Below are 12593 nucleotides of genomic sequence, written 5' to 3' on the forward strand. Positions count from 1 at the left end.
GGAGAGTTTCTTTGATTATTGCCGTAAAAAACCGCGTATTACTGACGCTGCTTGTTCTGTTGCTGCTGGCCGCATTTGGCCTGCCGTTCCTCAGCTATGCCCCCAACCGCCTGCTGTCGGGCAAGAGCATTTCCCTGATTTCCCTGCTGCACGGCCCGGCGCTGTGGCTATTGGCCCCTCTGTTGGTGCTGGCAGTGCTTAGCCTATTGGCCCCGCTCAGGCGCAATGCGTTTTTGACCGCGCTGGCCGGGTCGGCGTTGCTGGCGCTGATCTTCTGGTTGAGCGGTCATGCCGCCCAGCAGCTGGCGCAGGAAGGTTCCAAACTGGCGCGTACCTCCTGGGGCAGCGGTTGCTGGCTGATGCTGGCGCTGAGCCTGCTGATGGCTGCGGGTGCCATCACCCGCATTACGTCTTCGCATTTATGGCGCATGCTCGGCAACCTGCTGGTAATAGTGCCTGCGCTGGCGCTGCTGTTCGGTCATCAGTTGGATCAGCTTTCGCTGCTGAAAGAGTATTACAACCGGCAAGACGTGTTTGATGCCGCGCTGCTGCAGCACCTGACTATTCTGTTGGCGACGATGGTCCCGGCGCTGCTGATCGGCGTGCCGCTCGGGGTGCTGTGTTTTCGTTCATCCCGTTTGCAAACCCCGATCTTCTCCACGTTGAACATTATCCAGACCGTGCCGTCAATTGCCCTGTTCGGCCTGCTGATCGCGCCGTTGGCCGGATTGGCGAAGGCGGTGCCCTGGCTGGCGGAACACGGCGTCAGCGGTATTGGCATGGCGCCGGCGATAGTCGCCCTGGTGTTGTACGCCCTGTTGCCGCTGGTGCGCAGCGTGGTGGCCGGGTTACAGAGCGTGCCCGCCAGCGTGATCGAATCTGCCAGCGGTATGGGGCTGACGCGCGGCCAGATTTTCTTTCGCGTCCAGCTGCCGTTGGCCTTGCCGCTGTTTCTGACCGGCGTGCGCATTCTGGCGGTGCAGACCGTCGGCATGGCGGTGGTGGCCGCGTTGATCGGTGCCGGAGGTTTTGGCGCCATCGTCTTCCAGGGCCTGCTGAGCAGCGCGCTGGATCTGGTGCTGCTGGGCGTGATCCCGGTGATCGTGATGGCGGTAATCGTCGATTCGCTGTTTAAATTTATGGTTTCAATTTTGGAAGTGTCACGCCGATGATTCAGTTTAATCAGGTCAGCAAGATTTTTCAGGGCAAGCCGGCGGTGGACGATCTGACGCTGCAGATTGCCAAGGGTGAATTTGCCGTACTGATCGGCACCTCAGGCTCCGGTAAATCCACCACATTAAAAATGATCAACCGGCTGATCGAGCACGATCAGGGCAAAATTTACTTTGCCGATGAAGAGATCCAAAAATTCAAACCGCAGGATCTGCGGCGCCGTATGGGCTATGCCATTCAGTCGATAGGCCTGTTTCCGCACTGGACGGTGGAGGAGAACATCGCCACCGTACCGCAATTGCTGAAATGGCCGCGGGCGCGTATTCGCGATCGGGTGACCGAACTGCTGGAGCTGCTGCACCTGGAGCCGGAACTGTTCCGACACCGTTATCCGCACCAGCTTTCCGGTGGGCAACAGCAACGGGTGGGGGTGGCGCGCGCGTTGGCAGCCGATCCGGAAGTTTTGTTGATGGACGAACCCTTTGGCGCTCTCGATCCGGTAACGCGCACTGCGCTACAGACGGAGATTGCGCGTATTCATCATCTCTCCGGGCGCACCATCGTACTGGTGACGCATGACATTGAGGAAGCGCTGGCATTGGCCGATCGCATCGTGTTGCTCGACCAGGGCCGCATTGTGCAGCAGGGTACGCCGCTGGAGCTGTTGACCGCGCCGGCCAACGATTTTGTGCGCGATTTCTTTGGCCGAAGCGATCGCGGCATCAAACTGCTGTCTTTAGGCACGGTAGCGGAACGGGTGCGTCCTGGCCATGCGGAGGGCGAGCCGATCGCCGCCGCCATGAACCTGCGTGAGGCGTTGTCGGTGTTTGTGGCGCGCGGCAGCGAATGCCTGCCGGTGGTGGGGGAGCAAGGAGAGGCACTCGGCGTGCTGCATTTCAACGACCTGATCGCTCAAAAGGCGCTGTCATGAGTGCGCCTAAAGCCCGGCGTTGGCTGCGCGATCCGCTGCCCTGGACCTTTGCCCTGCTGCTGGCGCTGGTGTTTGGCATGAATCATTTGCAGGGGGTGTTTGCCGCCTGGTTCCCTGAGCTGGAACGGCCGGTGTATCAGCAAGACAGTTTTATCTCGCTGGTGTGGGCGCATCTGTTGCTGGTCGCGGTCTCCAGTCTGATCGCCGTGGTGATTGGCGTAGCGGCCGGGATCGGCGTGACGCGCCCTGCCGGCAAGGCGTTCCGTTCGCTGGTGGAAACCGTGGTGGCGGTCGGCCAGACTTTTCCGCCCGTGGCGGTGCTGGCGGTGGCGGTACCCGTGATGGGCTTTAGCGAACAGCCGGCGATCATCGCACTGGTGCTGTACGGTTTGCTGCCGATCTTGCAGGGCACGCTGACGGGCATTGAATCGGTACCCAGCGCTACCCGTGAGGTTGCGCAGGGGGTAGGAATGAGCGCCAGGCAAATTCTGTGGCGCGTCGAACTGCCGCTGGCGGCGCCGGTGATTGTTGCCGGTATTCGGACCTCGGTGATCATCAATATCGGCACCGCGGCGATCGCTTCCACCGTCGGTACCAAAACGCTCGGTTCGCCGATTATCATTGGCCTGAGCGGTTTTAATACCGCCTATGTGATCCAGGGCGCGGTGGTAGTGGCGCTGCTGGCCATCATCATCGATATGCTGTTTGAGCGCTGGGTGCGCCATCTCACCGCCTGGCGTCAGCAGACGCAGGTGGCTTCTTCTGCGGGGTAAGGGAATAGGATGCAAGTATCTTTGCCGATGTACGGCGTGACCCATCAGCCGGCCGAATCTTTCTGGCGAGTCCTGCGCGGCAAATTGCTGCAGTTGGGATTGCCGCTAGCCCCTGAACAGCTCGTCTGGCCGCACGACCTGGCTCAGCACTGGCTACAGGATAATTTATTGCTCAGCCAAACCTGCGGCTATCCGCTGGTCAGCAGCCTGCCGCAGGTGCAGCTGATCGGGACTTATCACTACCGCGTCGAGGGGTGTGAAGGCGCCTATTACAGCAGTTGGTTGGTGGTGCGCGCCGACGACCCAGGCGAGCGGCTGGCCGATTTTCGCGGCCGGACTGCGGCTTACAACAGCACCGACTCTCAGTCAGGGCATAACAGCTTGCGTGCGCTGATTGCGCCCTTGGCGCAGAACGGCAGATTCTTCGGCGCAGCCGTCGCCTCCGGAGCGCATTATCAGTCGCTCAGGTTAATCCAAAACCGACAGGCCGACATTGCCGCCGTCGATTGTGTCAGCCTGGAACTGTTGAAACGGACGCAGCCAGAGGCGTTGGCCGGGCTGAAAATTATTGGGCGAACGGCCAGCGTTCCGGGGCTGCCCTTGATTACCTCGTCCCAGACCCCACCGGAACAGTTGGAAATACTGCGCGCCGGGGCGAAGGCGATGCTGGGCGAAGCGGTAAGCGATAACCTGCTGATCGGCGATTTCAGCCTGGTGCCGCGTTCGGCATACCAAATAATCACCGAGCTGGAGCAGCAGGCCGCCGCCCATGGGGTGACGGCGCTGTGAGCTTATGACTGGCTCGTGTTCAGGCGGCGCTAAATAATGATGCCTGCGACAGCACGCAGAAAGTCGCACCAACGGTTGGCGAAAGAAGAGAAGGGGAATTGCTGCTGAAATGGATAAATGAGGCGGTTACCGCGCCCTTTGCAGATACCGGTGCGCGTCGGGCGACTGCAGCGTTTTTTTACAACAACGCTGCCAGCGCGGGACGCATCACTTGGCCTGAATGCTCTCTGCCGGAGTGGCAGTGGCGGCGGCTTCGTGTGACGTGGCGGTCTCTTCTAGCGGCGTGGTGGAACGGGTGTACATATTCAGCCCGGCCAGGAATACGCCGCCGAGTGAACCAAAGGCACACAGAAAGATAACGATAATGAACGATTTTTTCAGCATGGAGATGATTTCGCAGGTTGCCAGGAACAACGGGAATTATAGACGCTTCGTAATATGAAACAAGAATCGTTTTAATACCCGTCGTCTTTCAAGCGGCAGTGTTTAAATCTATTTCCGGTGGATTTGTCACTCCAGCCACTGTAGGGGGCGAATACATTCGCCCCGATTAATTCAGGCGCAGCGTGCAGCGCCCCTACCTTTCCCTGCTTACGCGACTGACCGGGCGAGCAAAAAGGAACTTGCCCAACGTCACCAGCACCACCGCCGCAACGATAATCACCAGCGCTGCCCATTCACGCGGTGCCAGCGATTCGCCGGCAAAACCGATACCGAGCAGCACAGCCACCACCGGATTGACATAGGCATAACTGGTGGCTACCGCCGGACGCACGTTTTTCAGCAAAAACATATAGGCGCTAATGGCCAACATCGAGCCGAAGATAATCAGGTATCCCAGCGCAAAGAAGCCTTTGGCGCTGGGCATCTGCGTCAGGCGTTCGCCGCTGAGCTGGCTGACAACCAGCAGCACCACGCCGGCGACCAGCATTTCCGCCGCGCCCGCCATCGGCCCGGCCGGTAGCGAAATACGCGATCCCAGCACCGAGCCAAAGGCCCAACTGGCGGAAGCCAGCAGGATCAGCAACGCGCCGGTAGGGTTGCCAACCAGGTTATTGCCGGTATTGAGCAATACGATCCCCACCAGGCCCAATGCGATACCTGCCCACTCCAGCTTGGTATTGCGCATGCCCCAAAACAGGCTGAAGCACAGCGTGAACAGCGGTACCGTAGCGACCATTACGGCGGCAATGCCGGAAGGCACGTGCTGGTGTTCCGCCACGGTCACCAGACCGTTACCCACCGCGAGTAACAAGATACCGATAGTGCCGGCGGCCAGCCACTGCTTGGGGGTAGGCAACGTATGGCCGCGCAGCGCCAAAAAGCTGAACAGGACAATGCCGGCGACCAAAAAACGGATCCCGGCCATCATCAGCGGTGGCCAGCTCTCCACGCCCAGACGAATAACGAAGTAGGTCGAACCCCAGACAATATATAACGTGAACAGCGCCCCGATTAACGGCAGGACGTTACGGCTACTTTGGCTCAGCATGGCTTTTTATTCTGTAGGGAAGGTTATTATTAGAGGCCTCAGTAAACCCGATTGCACCGAAGATTAGCAACGCTTTTCACCATTTTTTTAATGGCAAAGTCGGCTGGCGAACCGATGAGAATCAAGAGCGAACGCCAGCCTGCAGATAGCTTCGAGCCGAGTGTCGGTTACAGCAGCGAGATGCGATAGGCACAGCGGCGTGCGCCGGCCAGAATATGTTCGGAACGTTCAACCTGCGCCTGGAGCACTTCGGTAAAAATGCTCAGTTCCGCACGGCAGAACCCCTGACAAACGGTGGCGGCGGCGCAGATAGGGCAGTGGTTTTCCACCAGCAGAAAGGAACCGTCTTCCTGCATGCGGCATTCAGCCATATAGCCTTCGCTGCAGCGGATGGCCGTCAGGCGCTGAACCCGTTCCTGCAAATCGTTGGCACCGATCATCGCCTGTTTGTAATTAATCCGCGTTTCTTGCTCGCGGGTGTCGATCAATAACTCAATCGCCTGTTCGCCCAGCTTGTCGCGTACGGTACGCAGCAACTGTACCGTCAATTCTGAATGGGTATCCGGAAAGCGCGCATTGCCGGCGGCGGTCAGGTGCCAGAGCTGCACCGGTCGGCCGACGCCGCGGGTTTCCGCCACGGCTTCAACCAGCCCGTCTTTGGCCAGTTTGACGAACTGCTGGCGAGCAGCCTCACCTGTGGTGCCAAGAACCTTTCCTGCATCAGACGCTTGTTGTGGGCCGCGGGTTTTTAATAGTGTCAGCAAACGGTCACTGACCGATTGTGCGGGACTACCGCCATTTTCCAAGTTTATTCTTGACATATTTCTCCGCCTCGCCCTACCATTATTCCAAGTTAACTCTTGTTAAATTTAACGCAATATCACTACTAACTCAATGCCCTTCCTCTGAAAACAGGACGACAACCGTGATAACCAACGATGATAGCCGCTGGGCCGACTTATTTTCCGGCAAAAATGGAGCCAGTGCGATCGCGCTCTCACTCGGCGTAGCACTGCATGCGATCAATATTCTGGTCGCCACCACCATTCTGCCCTCGGTGGTGCAGGATATTGGCGGCCTGAATCTGTATGCGTGGAACACCACGCTGTTTGTGGTGGCGTCGATTCTGGGGTCGGCGCTGTCTGCGCGCCTGCTGAGTGGTTACGGCGCCCGCAGTGCTTATCTGGTGGCGTCACTGTTCTTTATTGCCGGGGCAATGCTGTGTGCGATGGCACCGTCGATGCCGGTGATGCTGATAGGTCGCACCGTGCAGGGGTTCGGCGGCGGGCTGATTTTCGCGCTTTCGTACGCCATGATCAACCTGGTGTTTGAGCAAAAACTGTGGCCGCGTGCGATGGCGCTGATTTCGGCGATGTGGGGTATTGCGACTCTGGTTGGCCCGGCGGTGGGCGGCATTTTTGCCGAACTGGACGCCTGGCGCTGGGCCTTTGGCATCCTGTTGCCGATCATGGTGTTGTACGCCGGGTTCACCTTCCTGATCTTGCCGAAAGGTAAACCTCAGCAACAGGCGGCACCGCTGCCGGTTGCCCAGTTGCTGCTGCTGGCGGTGGCGGTGCTGGTGGTCTCCGCCGGCAGTCTGGCCGACAGCGCCTGGATCAATTTGGGCGGTATTGCATTGGCCGTGCTGATGATGATTTGGTTGATACGGCGTGAAGCGCATTCCCGCGCCCGTTTGTTACCCCAGGGCGCCCTGCGCCGCGGTTCCCCTCTGGCTTCGCTGTATATCACCGTGTCGCTACTGGTCGTGGGCATGACCAGCGAAATCTTCGTGCCTTACTTCCTGCAAACGCTGCACGGCCAGTCACCGCTGATTTCCGGCTATATCGCTGCCACCATGGCGGCGGGCTGGACGCTGTCGGAGATCCTCAGTTCGGGCTGGCGCAATGCGGGTATCCGTCGGGCCATTATCAGCGGGCCGCTGTTTGTGTTGGTCGGGCTATTGGCCCTGGGGGTTTTGATGCCAACGCCTTCCGGTGGGCACTGGTCAGCGTTGACGCCGATTGTCGTTGCCCTGACCCTGGTGGGATTTGGTATCGGCTTCGGTTGGCCGCATCTGCTGACGCGTATTCTGCAAGTCTCGCCAGAGGCGGATAAGGATATTGCCGGCGCGTCGATCACTACGGTGCAACTGTTTGCCACCGCGTTCGGTGCCGCGTTGGCGGGGATGATAGCCAATCTGGCTGGATTAAACGTACCGGGCGGAGCTCCGGGGGCCGCTTCTGCCGCGCGCTGGCTGTTCCTGCTGTTTGCCTTGGCGCCGCTGCTGGCGGTCTTCAGCGCCTGGCGCTGTGCGGCGATTACTCCCCCTGTTGTGGCAACCGGCGATGCCGAAGCCGCGCCGGCATTGGCGCTCTCTGCCACCCCGGTGAGTGAATGTGTTCGTCCTGAATAAGGCGGGGGCCGCCTGCTGGTTTTAATAACTTCGCAGGCTTTGCTCTAAAATCTGATTGACGAATCCCGTATTTGAGATTATTTCTCTTATATGGGATTTTTTATGTCAGAGCCAGAAAGATCATGGATAACGTAGTGGATAACGCCGACCTTCGGTTGGCGCAACGGCTGTCTGATTTACGCCAGCAGCAGGGCTGGTCACTGGAAGCGCTGGCGCTGCAAACCGGCATCAGCCGGGCAACGCTATCGCGAGTAGAGCGGGCGGAAACCAGCCCGACCGCCTCGTTGTTGAATAAACTGTGCGCGGCCTATGGGCTGACCATGTCACGGCTGCTGAGCGAGGTTGAGGACGAGCCGCCAGAGTTGCTGCACCGCGACCAGCAGACGGTGTGGGTTGATCGCGCCAGCGGCTTTCATCGTCGTTCGGTATCGCCGCCCGCCGCCCTCTATAAGGCGGAATTTATCGAGGGCACGCTGGAGGCTGGCGCGGTGATCGCTTATGACGCTCCTTCGATACACGCGCTTGAGCACCATTTATGGCTGTTGGAAGGCCGGCTTGAATTGACGCTGGAGGCGCGAACTTTTCAGCTCGAGCCGGGCGACTGCCTGCGTTACCGCTTGTTCGGCGCTTCAAGGTTTCATGCACCCGGCCCCGAGCCGGCTCATTACACCCTCGTTATCTGCAGGCCATAATCATGATTGAGATACAGCAATTGAACGTCGATGCGGTACAGAGTGCGATCCCTGAATTGGCGGCGGTGCTGCATGCCAGCGTCTCACAGGGGGCGAGCATCGGTTTTGTCATGCCGTTTAGCCTTGAGCAGGCGCAGGCGTTCTGGCAGCGTTTATTGCCGGCGATTGAACGTGAAGAAAGGCTGCTGCTGGTGGCTCGAGATGCCGGACGGGTGGTCGGTACGGTGCAACTGCTGCTGGATATGCCGGACAATGGCCGTCACCGGGCGGAGGTGGTGAAGTTGATGGTACATCCGCAAGCCCGCCGCCGGGGCATTGCGCGCAGCCTGATGTTGCAGGTGCAGCAACTGGCGGTTGAGCATCGACGGCATTTACTGGTGCTGGATACCCTGACCGGCGACACGGCGGAAGGCCTGTATCGTCTGCTGGGCTTTCAACTGGCGGGCAGCATTCCGCAATACGCTCGCGCCAGCAATGGCGGTGCGCTGGATGCCACCAGCTATATGTATAAATTGCTGTAATTTTCCCCGTCGTCTTTCAAGTGTTATCGCCTAAGGGGGCGAACGTATCGCCCCCATAATCAGAATGCAGCCTGCGCCGCCCCTGCAAGGCTTCAGGAAGTTACTGTCCGTTCCAGGCCTTGATAGCCCGTTGGCGAATCTGCAGCTTTTGCTCTGGCGTCAGCTTGTTATAGTCCTGTGCCATGCCGCTTTCCCAATCGCCGTACAGCGGGTTTGGCAACACGATAAACTCGGTGCCGAATTTGCTTTGGTTGTCGGCGACGAACGCCCGCCGCTGCGCGTTATCTTTGTGGTAGGTGGCGGCGCCGAAGTCGTTCAGGTTGTCACCGGCGTAAACCACGATGTCGTAACCTGCATTTTTGATCGCGTCGAAGCGAGCCTGCTTGTTGGAGGTATCACCGCTTAACAGCACGGTTTTTTCCGACATGCCGGTGAAGCCCAATTTTTGCATGTTGGCCAGCGTGGCGGCGTATTCAGACTGTTTGCGGTTGGAGACGTAAAACATGGTCCCCTGATGGCTGTTGACGTAGCGGGCAAACTGCACGGCGCCTGGCACCGCGCCGGCCTGTTGCGCCTGTGACCACTTCGCCCAGGTGGCTGCGGCGAAAGGTTGGCCCTGCTGCGCCTGCCAGCCGGAATAAGGGCTGTTGTCCAGCATGGTTTCGTCCAAGTCCACGACTACGGCCTTCTTCTTGCCCGGCGCAACCTTGGCCTGATCGAAGGCTAGCCTGGCGCTGTTGAAGGCCTGGTGCGTCAGCGCCTGATATTCGCCGGAGTGCTGGAACCAGTTCAGCGCCAGCACGGATTGGTCAGCCAACTGCTGTTGGGCCTGGCGATCGGTCTTTGCTGGCTGCACGCAGCCGGTCAGGGTCACCAGCGCAATGCCAATTGCCGCGCCGAGGGCCATTTTTTGTCTCATTATTCCTGCCATAAATGAATCACTCTCTGGTTGTTATTGTGGTGTGTTCAAGGTCATCGTCATTTCAAACTGGCGCAGAGCGTCCTGCTGCCAGCCGAGTCGGTCGAAGAAGGGGGCCGCCACTTCAGGAACGTAAACGTTGGCTACCAGCGGTAACGGCGCAAACTTCGCCTGTAGTGCGGCCAGCATGGTGCGGGCATGGCCCTGGCTGCGGTGCTGCGGCGGCACGTAGATCATGCGCAAAAAGCACTTGTCGGCGCCCAACTGCACCACCGCATAGGCCTGGTGGCCAAGGCTGAAAGCATGGGGTTCGCCGGGCAGTTTGAACAACGACTCCGGCGCGATCAGCCAGGGCAGGTCGGTGGCACCCTCGGCAATCAGGCGATGAGAGACGAACAGCGGATCGATCTCCTGCAGTTGCGCAACCTCGGCAAGTACCGGCATCTCTGCCTGATGCCCGGTCAGCGTGCGGACAATTTGCAACCCAGCCTGATGGTAGAGCGCCAGCGCGGGCTCGTTCCCTTCAATCACTTCCAATGAAAATTGGCGATCGCCGCGCTGATGCGCGTCGGCAACAAGACGTTTCATTAACGCTTTTCCCAACCCTTTGCCGCGCATTTCCGGGCGGATGGACAGCGCCGATATCCGGCTGTGCAAGCCACGGCGGCTGATCAGCGCCAGCGCTACCGGTTGCTGCTGATGGGTAACGACAATGCTGTCGTTCAGGCTGAGGTCTTCGGCACCAAAACGGCGGGCGAAGGTTTCACCGTCAATCACAAAACGCACAATGTAGTTTTCAAAACAGTGGCAAAGGATCTGCGCCAGCTCGTCGCTGCTGTAGCGCAGGGCGCTTTGATATTCGAAGCGTTCATCGGTGTGCATAAGCTTTCCCTGTCTAAGGAGGAAGTTATACATCTAGACCCGATTGTTTTGTAAGGCAAGTTTCCGCGTGCGGTTACGGGATACCTGGCGGAAAATAGGCAGGAAAAAGCGGTAAAAGGCACCCATTAAAAAACCGGGCGTTGCCGCCCGGCGAAGTGACTCTGGGTATAAAGTGAAGCTAAGGTTTGCAGTGGTGGTTATTCATCACATCAGAACTGGTAGGTCAGGGCGACGGCAATCACGTTGTCGTCTTTCAGACCCAGCTTGTTATCGCTGTCGAGTTGGTTGATTTTATAATCGACATAGGTCGACATGTTCTTGTTGAAATAGTAGTAAGCGCCAACATCGATATATTTCACCAGGTCGGCGTCGCCGATGCCTTCAATATCTTTGCCTTTCTGCTGAACATAACCCAGCGATGGGCGCAGACCGAAGTCGAACTGGTATTGCGCGACCAATTCCAGACCTTCGGCCTTATTGGCAAAGCCGCTTACGGAAGTGGAATTATTGTTGATAGTGGCGGTGCCGGAAATTGGCGCGATATTACGGCTTTGCGAATAGGTCGCTGCCAGGTAAACATCGTTGTTGTCGTATTTCAGGCCGCCGGCCCAAATATCGGCTTTGTCGCCCTTACCGAAAGTGCCCGCTTTTTGGCTGGCGGTACGGTTGGAAGAGGCATAGGCAGCGCCCACGCTCAGACCGTCGATGATCTCGTAGCTGGAAGACAGGCCCCAACCGTCGCCGTTCGCTTTGCTGCTGGAGCGACCGTCGTTTTCATTTTTGCCCTGGTACTGTACCGCGAACTTCAGACCTTCGACCAGGCCGAAGAAGTCATTGTTACGGTAGGTGGCCACGCCGTTGGTACGGCCATTCATAAAGTTGTCGGTTTTGACGTAGGCGTCATCACCGAACTCAGGCAGCATATCCGTCCAGGCGCCCACGTCATAGATAATGCCGTAGTTGCGACCGTAGTCGAATGAACCGATATCCTTATATTTCAGACCGGCGAAGCCCAAACGGGTTTTGGTATCTTTCGTGCCGTCAGATTCGGAATGGTTGGCTGCGATCTGATATTCCCACTGGCCATAGCCAGTCAGCATATCGTTAATTTGAGTAGCGCCTTTAAAACCGATACGCACATAGGTTTTATCGCCATCATTACCGGCATCGTCAGAGAAATAGTGCAGTGCTTTTACGCGGCCGTAAAAATCAAGTTTGTTGCCGTCTTTATTGTAGATTTCTGCTGCCTGTGCTGTCTGCGCAATTAAAAGTGCCGGAATAATAACGGCCAGAAGATTACGTTTCATGATTTACCCTGCTTTATTCGATTGAAAGACGCTTATCATCAGTAGTACTGCTGTTTCACTGTGCCGCCTGTTTGTTTGCAGCGAGGATTTTTTACCCTAGTTATGTGATCTATTTATGACAAAATATTCATTTCCATGTCGAACGATTAAAAATCTCGCGGAAAACGTCTATTTCTTCTATGGCCGCCTAAAATTCCCCGTGATGCCCATCAGGCTGCTGCCAAAAATCATGCGCGAGATTTATGCGTTGGCGATTTCCGTCGCCGCAGCAGGGAACTAATAGTCCTGTTTCTGTGAATGGTTGATGTTAAAAATCCCGATTTTCACCCATGCGGGTTGAAGGTAGCGTAGAGCTTCCCTTAAGCAGCAGGAGTGCAAGATGCAACCTTCCCAACAGGCTGGCCAGCAGGCGTTTGGCGACATTGCCCCCAAGTTGGCGCAGCTCAGCGACAGCGTATTATTCGACGACGTATGGCAGCGTCCGGGGCTCACGCCGCGCGAGCGCAGTCTGATCACCGTGGCGGCGCTGGTGGCGCTCAACCGCGTGGAGCAGATGCCGTTTCACCTGCAACTGGCCGAACGCAATGGCGTGAGCTTTGAACAGCTCGCCGAGGCGATCACCCATCTGGCGTTTTATGCCGGTTGGCCAGCGGCGGCCTCTGCCGTGGCGCGTCTGCGCGAATTGAAACAGGAGTAGTCCC

General features: G+C 57.9%; 14 protein-coding genes. 8 read left to right on the forward strand and 6 right to left on the reverse strand.

Annotated features, from left to right (window positions below; all coding sequences use genetic code 11):
* The first annotated feature begins 17 nt into the window (after positions 1 to 17).
* Genes LQ945_RS20665 through LQ945_RS20680 form a run of 4 tightly spaced genes read left to right on the forward strand, consistent with a single transcriptional unit; the run spans position 18 to position 3666 of the window.
* Positions 18 to 1172, forward strand: a complete 1155-nt coding sequence (locus LQ945_RS20665; protein WP_270103011.1) for an ABC transporter permease — start codon at positions 18 to 20, stop codon at positions 1170 to 1172.
* Positions 1169 to 2104: an ABC transporter ATP-binding protein gene (locus LQ945_RS20670; protein ID WP_270101616.1), complete on the forward strand. Its 936-nt coding sequence runs from the start codon at positions 1169 to 1171 to the stop codon at positions 2102 to 2104. Before LQ945_RS20665 ends, LQ945_RS20670 begins: the two co-directional genes overlap by 4 nt.
* A complete protein-coding gene (locus LQ945_RS20675; protein WP_262240292.1) occupies positions 2101 to 2877 on the forward strand; it encodes an ABC transporter permease in 777 nt (258 codons plus the stop codon). The genes LQ945_RS20670 and LQ945_RS20675 overlap by 4 nt, the downstream gene beginning before the upstream one ends.
* A gap of 9 nt (positions 2878 to 2886) precedes the next feature.
* Entirely contained in the window at positions 2887 to 3666 is a 780-nt protein-coding gene (locus LQ945_RS20680; RefSeq protein WP_270101617.1) for a phosphate/phosphite/phosphonate ABC transporter substrate-binding protein, read from the forward strand.
* 207 nt (positions 3667 to 3873) lie between these two features.
* On the opposite strand, the gene LQ945_RS20685 is transcribed toward LQ945_RS20680, so the two are convergent.
* From LQ945_RS20685 to LQ945_RS20695, 3 genes are all read right to left on the reverse strand, one after another.
* On the reverse strand, positions 3874 to 4050 hold the full coding sequence (locus LQ945_RS20685) for a hypothetical protein (RefSeq protein WP_162838007.1): 177 nt from the start codon (positions 4048 to 4050) through the stop codon (positions 3874 to 3876).
* A gap of 193 nt (positions 4051 to 4243) precedes the next feature.
* Positions 4244 to 5158, reverse strand: coding sequence for a drug/metabolite exporter YedA (gene yedA / locus LQ945_RS20690; RefSeq protein ID WP_270101618.1), 915 nt, complete (start codon positions 5156 to 5158; stop codon positions 4244 to 4246).
* A gap of 167 nt (positions 5159 to 5325) precedes the next feature.
* Positions 5326 to 5979: a helix-turn-helix transcriptional regulator gene (locus LQ945_RS20695; protein WP_270101619.1), complete on the reverse strand. Its 654-nt coding sequence runs from the start codon at positions 5977 to 5979 to the stop codon at positions 5326 to 5328.
* 104 nt (positions 5980 to 6083) lie between these two features.
* Between LQ945_RS20695 and LQ945_RS20700 the strand changes: the two genes are divergently transcribed.
* From LQ945_RS20700 to LQ945_RS20710, 3 genes are all read left to right on the forward strand, one after another.
* Positions 6084 to 7571, forward strand: coding sequence for an MFS transporter (locus LQ945_RS20700; RefSeq protein WP_270101620.1), 1488 nt, complete (start codon positions 6084 to 6086; stop codon positions 7569 to 7571).
* 122 nt (positions 7572 to 7693) lie between these two features.
* Positions 7694 to 8263, forward strand: a complete 570-nt coding sequence (locus tag LQ945_RS20705; RefSeq protein ID WP_182821190.1) for a helix-turn-helix domain-containing protein — start codon at positions 7694 to 7696, stop codon at positions 8261 to 8263.
* Positions 8264 to 8265: 2 nt separating this feature from the next.
* Positions 8266 to 8784 carry a GNAT family N-acetyltransferase gene (locus LQ945_RS20710; protein ID WP_270101621.1) on the forward strand — a complete coding sequence of 173 codons (519 nt, stop codon included), beginning with the start codon at positions 8266 to 8268 and terminating at the stop codon, positions 8782 to 8784.
* A 100-nt stretch (positions 8785 to 8884) separates the two neighbouring features.
* Here LQ945_RS20710 and LQ945_RS20715 read toward each other — a convergent pair whose 3' ends face one another.
* The 3 genes from LQ945_RS20715 to ompC form a co-directional block, all read right to left on the reverse strand.
* A complete protein-coding gene (locus tag LQ945_RS20715; protein WP_420136168.1) occupies positions 8885 to 9703 on the reverse strand; it encodes a 5'-nucleotidase, lipoprotein e(P4) family in 819 nt (272 codons plus the stop codon).
* A 33-nt stretch (positions 9704 to 9736) separates the two neighbouring features.
* On the reverse strand, positions 9737 to 10585 hold the full coding sequence (locus LQ945_RS20720) for a GNAT family N-acetyltransferase (protein ID WP_270101623.1): 849 nt from the start codon (positions 10583 to 10585) through the stop codon (positions 9737 to 9739).
* A 209-nt stretch (positions 10586 to 10794) separates the two neighbouring features.
* Positions 10795 to 11892 carry a porin OmpC gene (gene ompC / locus LQ945_RS20725; protein WP_122077788.1) on the reverse strand — a complete coding sequence of 366 codons (1098 nt, stop codon included), beginning with the start codon at positions 11890 to 11892 and terminating at the stop codon, positions 10795 to 10797.
* Between the two features lie 379 nt (positions 11893 to 12271).
* On the opposite strand from ompC, the gene LQ945_RS20730 reads away from it, so the two are divergent.
* Positions 12272 to 12589 carry a carboxymuconolactone decarboxylase family protein gene (locus tag LQ945_RS20730; protein ID WP_044549181.1) on the forward strand — a complete coding sequence of 106 codons (318 nt, stop codon included), beginning with the start codon at positions 12272 to 12274 and terminating at the stop codon, positions 12587 to 12589.
* Positions 12590 to 12593 lie beyond the last annotated feature (4 nt).

Origin of the sequence: Serratia liquefaciens, assembly GCF_027594825.1 — a bacterium.
GTDB lineage: Bacteria > Pseudomonadota > Gammaproteobacteria > Enterobacterales > Enterobacteriaceae > Serratia > Serratia liquefaciens_A.

What these genes read in the sequence shown, in the direction of transcription:
- LQ945_RS20730 (WP_044549181.1), top strand. Translation starts at nt 12,272, where the DNA reads ATGCAACCTTCCCAACAGGCTGGCCAGCAGGCGTTTGGCGACATTGCC.
- LQ945_RS20710 (WP_270101621.1), top strand. Translation starts at nt 8,266, where the DNA reads ATGATTGAGATACAGCAATTGAACGTCGATGCGGTACAGAGTGCGATC.
- LQ945_RS20705 (WP_182821190.1), top strand. Translation starts at nt 7,694, where the DNA reads ATGGATAACGTAGTGGATAACGCCGACCTTCGGTTGGCGCAACGGCTG.
- LQ945_RS20680 (WP_270101617.1), top strand. Translation starts at nt 2,887, where the DNA reads ATGCAAGTATCTTTGCCGATGTACGGCGTGACCCATCAGCCGGCCGAA.
- LQ945_RS20670 (WP_270101616.1), top strand. Translation starts at nt 1,169, where the DNA reads ATGATTCAGTTTAATCAGGTCAGCAAGATTTTTCAGGGCAAGCCGGCG.
- LQ945_RS20675 (WP_262240292.1), top strand. Translation starts at nt 2,101, where the DNA reads ATGAGTGCGCCTAAAGCCCGGCGTTGGCTGCGCGATCCGCTGCCCTGG.
- LQ945_RS20695 (WP_270101619.1), bottom strand. Translation starts at nt 5,979, where the DNA reads ATGTCAAGAATAAACTTGGAAAATGGCGGTAGTCCCGCACAATCGGTC.
- yedA (WP_270101618.1), bottom strand. Translation starts at nt 5,158, where the DNA reads ATGCTGAGCCAAAGTAGCCGTAACGTCCTGCCGTTAATCGGGGCGCTG.
- ompC (WP_122077788.1), bottom strand. Translation starts at nt 11,892, where the DNA reads ATGAAACGTAATCTTCTGGCCGTTATTATTCCGGCACTTTTAATTGCG.
- LQ945_RS20685 (WP_162838007.1), bottom strand. Translation starts at nt 4,050, where the DNA reads ATGCTGAAAAAATCGTTCATTATCGTTATCTTTCTGTGTGCCTTTGGT.
- LQ945_RS20715 (WP_420136168.1), bottom strand. Translation starts at nt 9,703, where the DNA reads ATGAGACAAAAAATGGCCCTCGGCGCGGCAATTGGCATTGCGCTGGTG.
- LQ945_RS20720 (WP_270101623.1), bottom strand. Translation starts at nt 10,585, where the DNA reads ATGCACACCGATGAACGCTTCGAATATCAAAGCGCCCTGCGCTACAGC.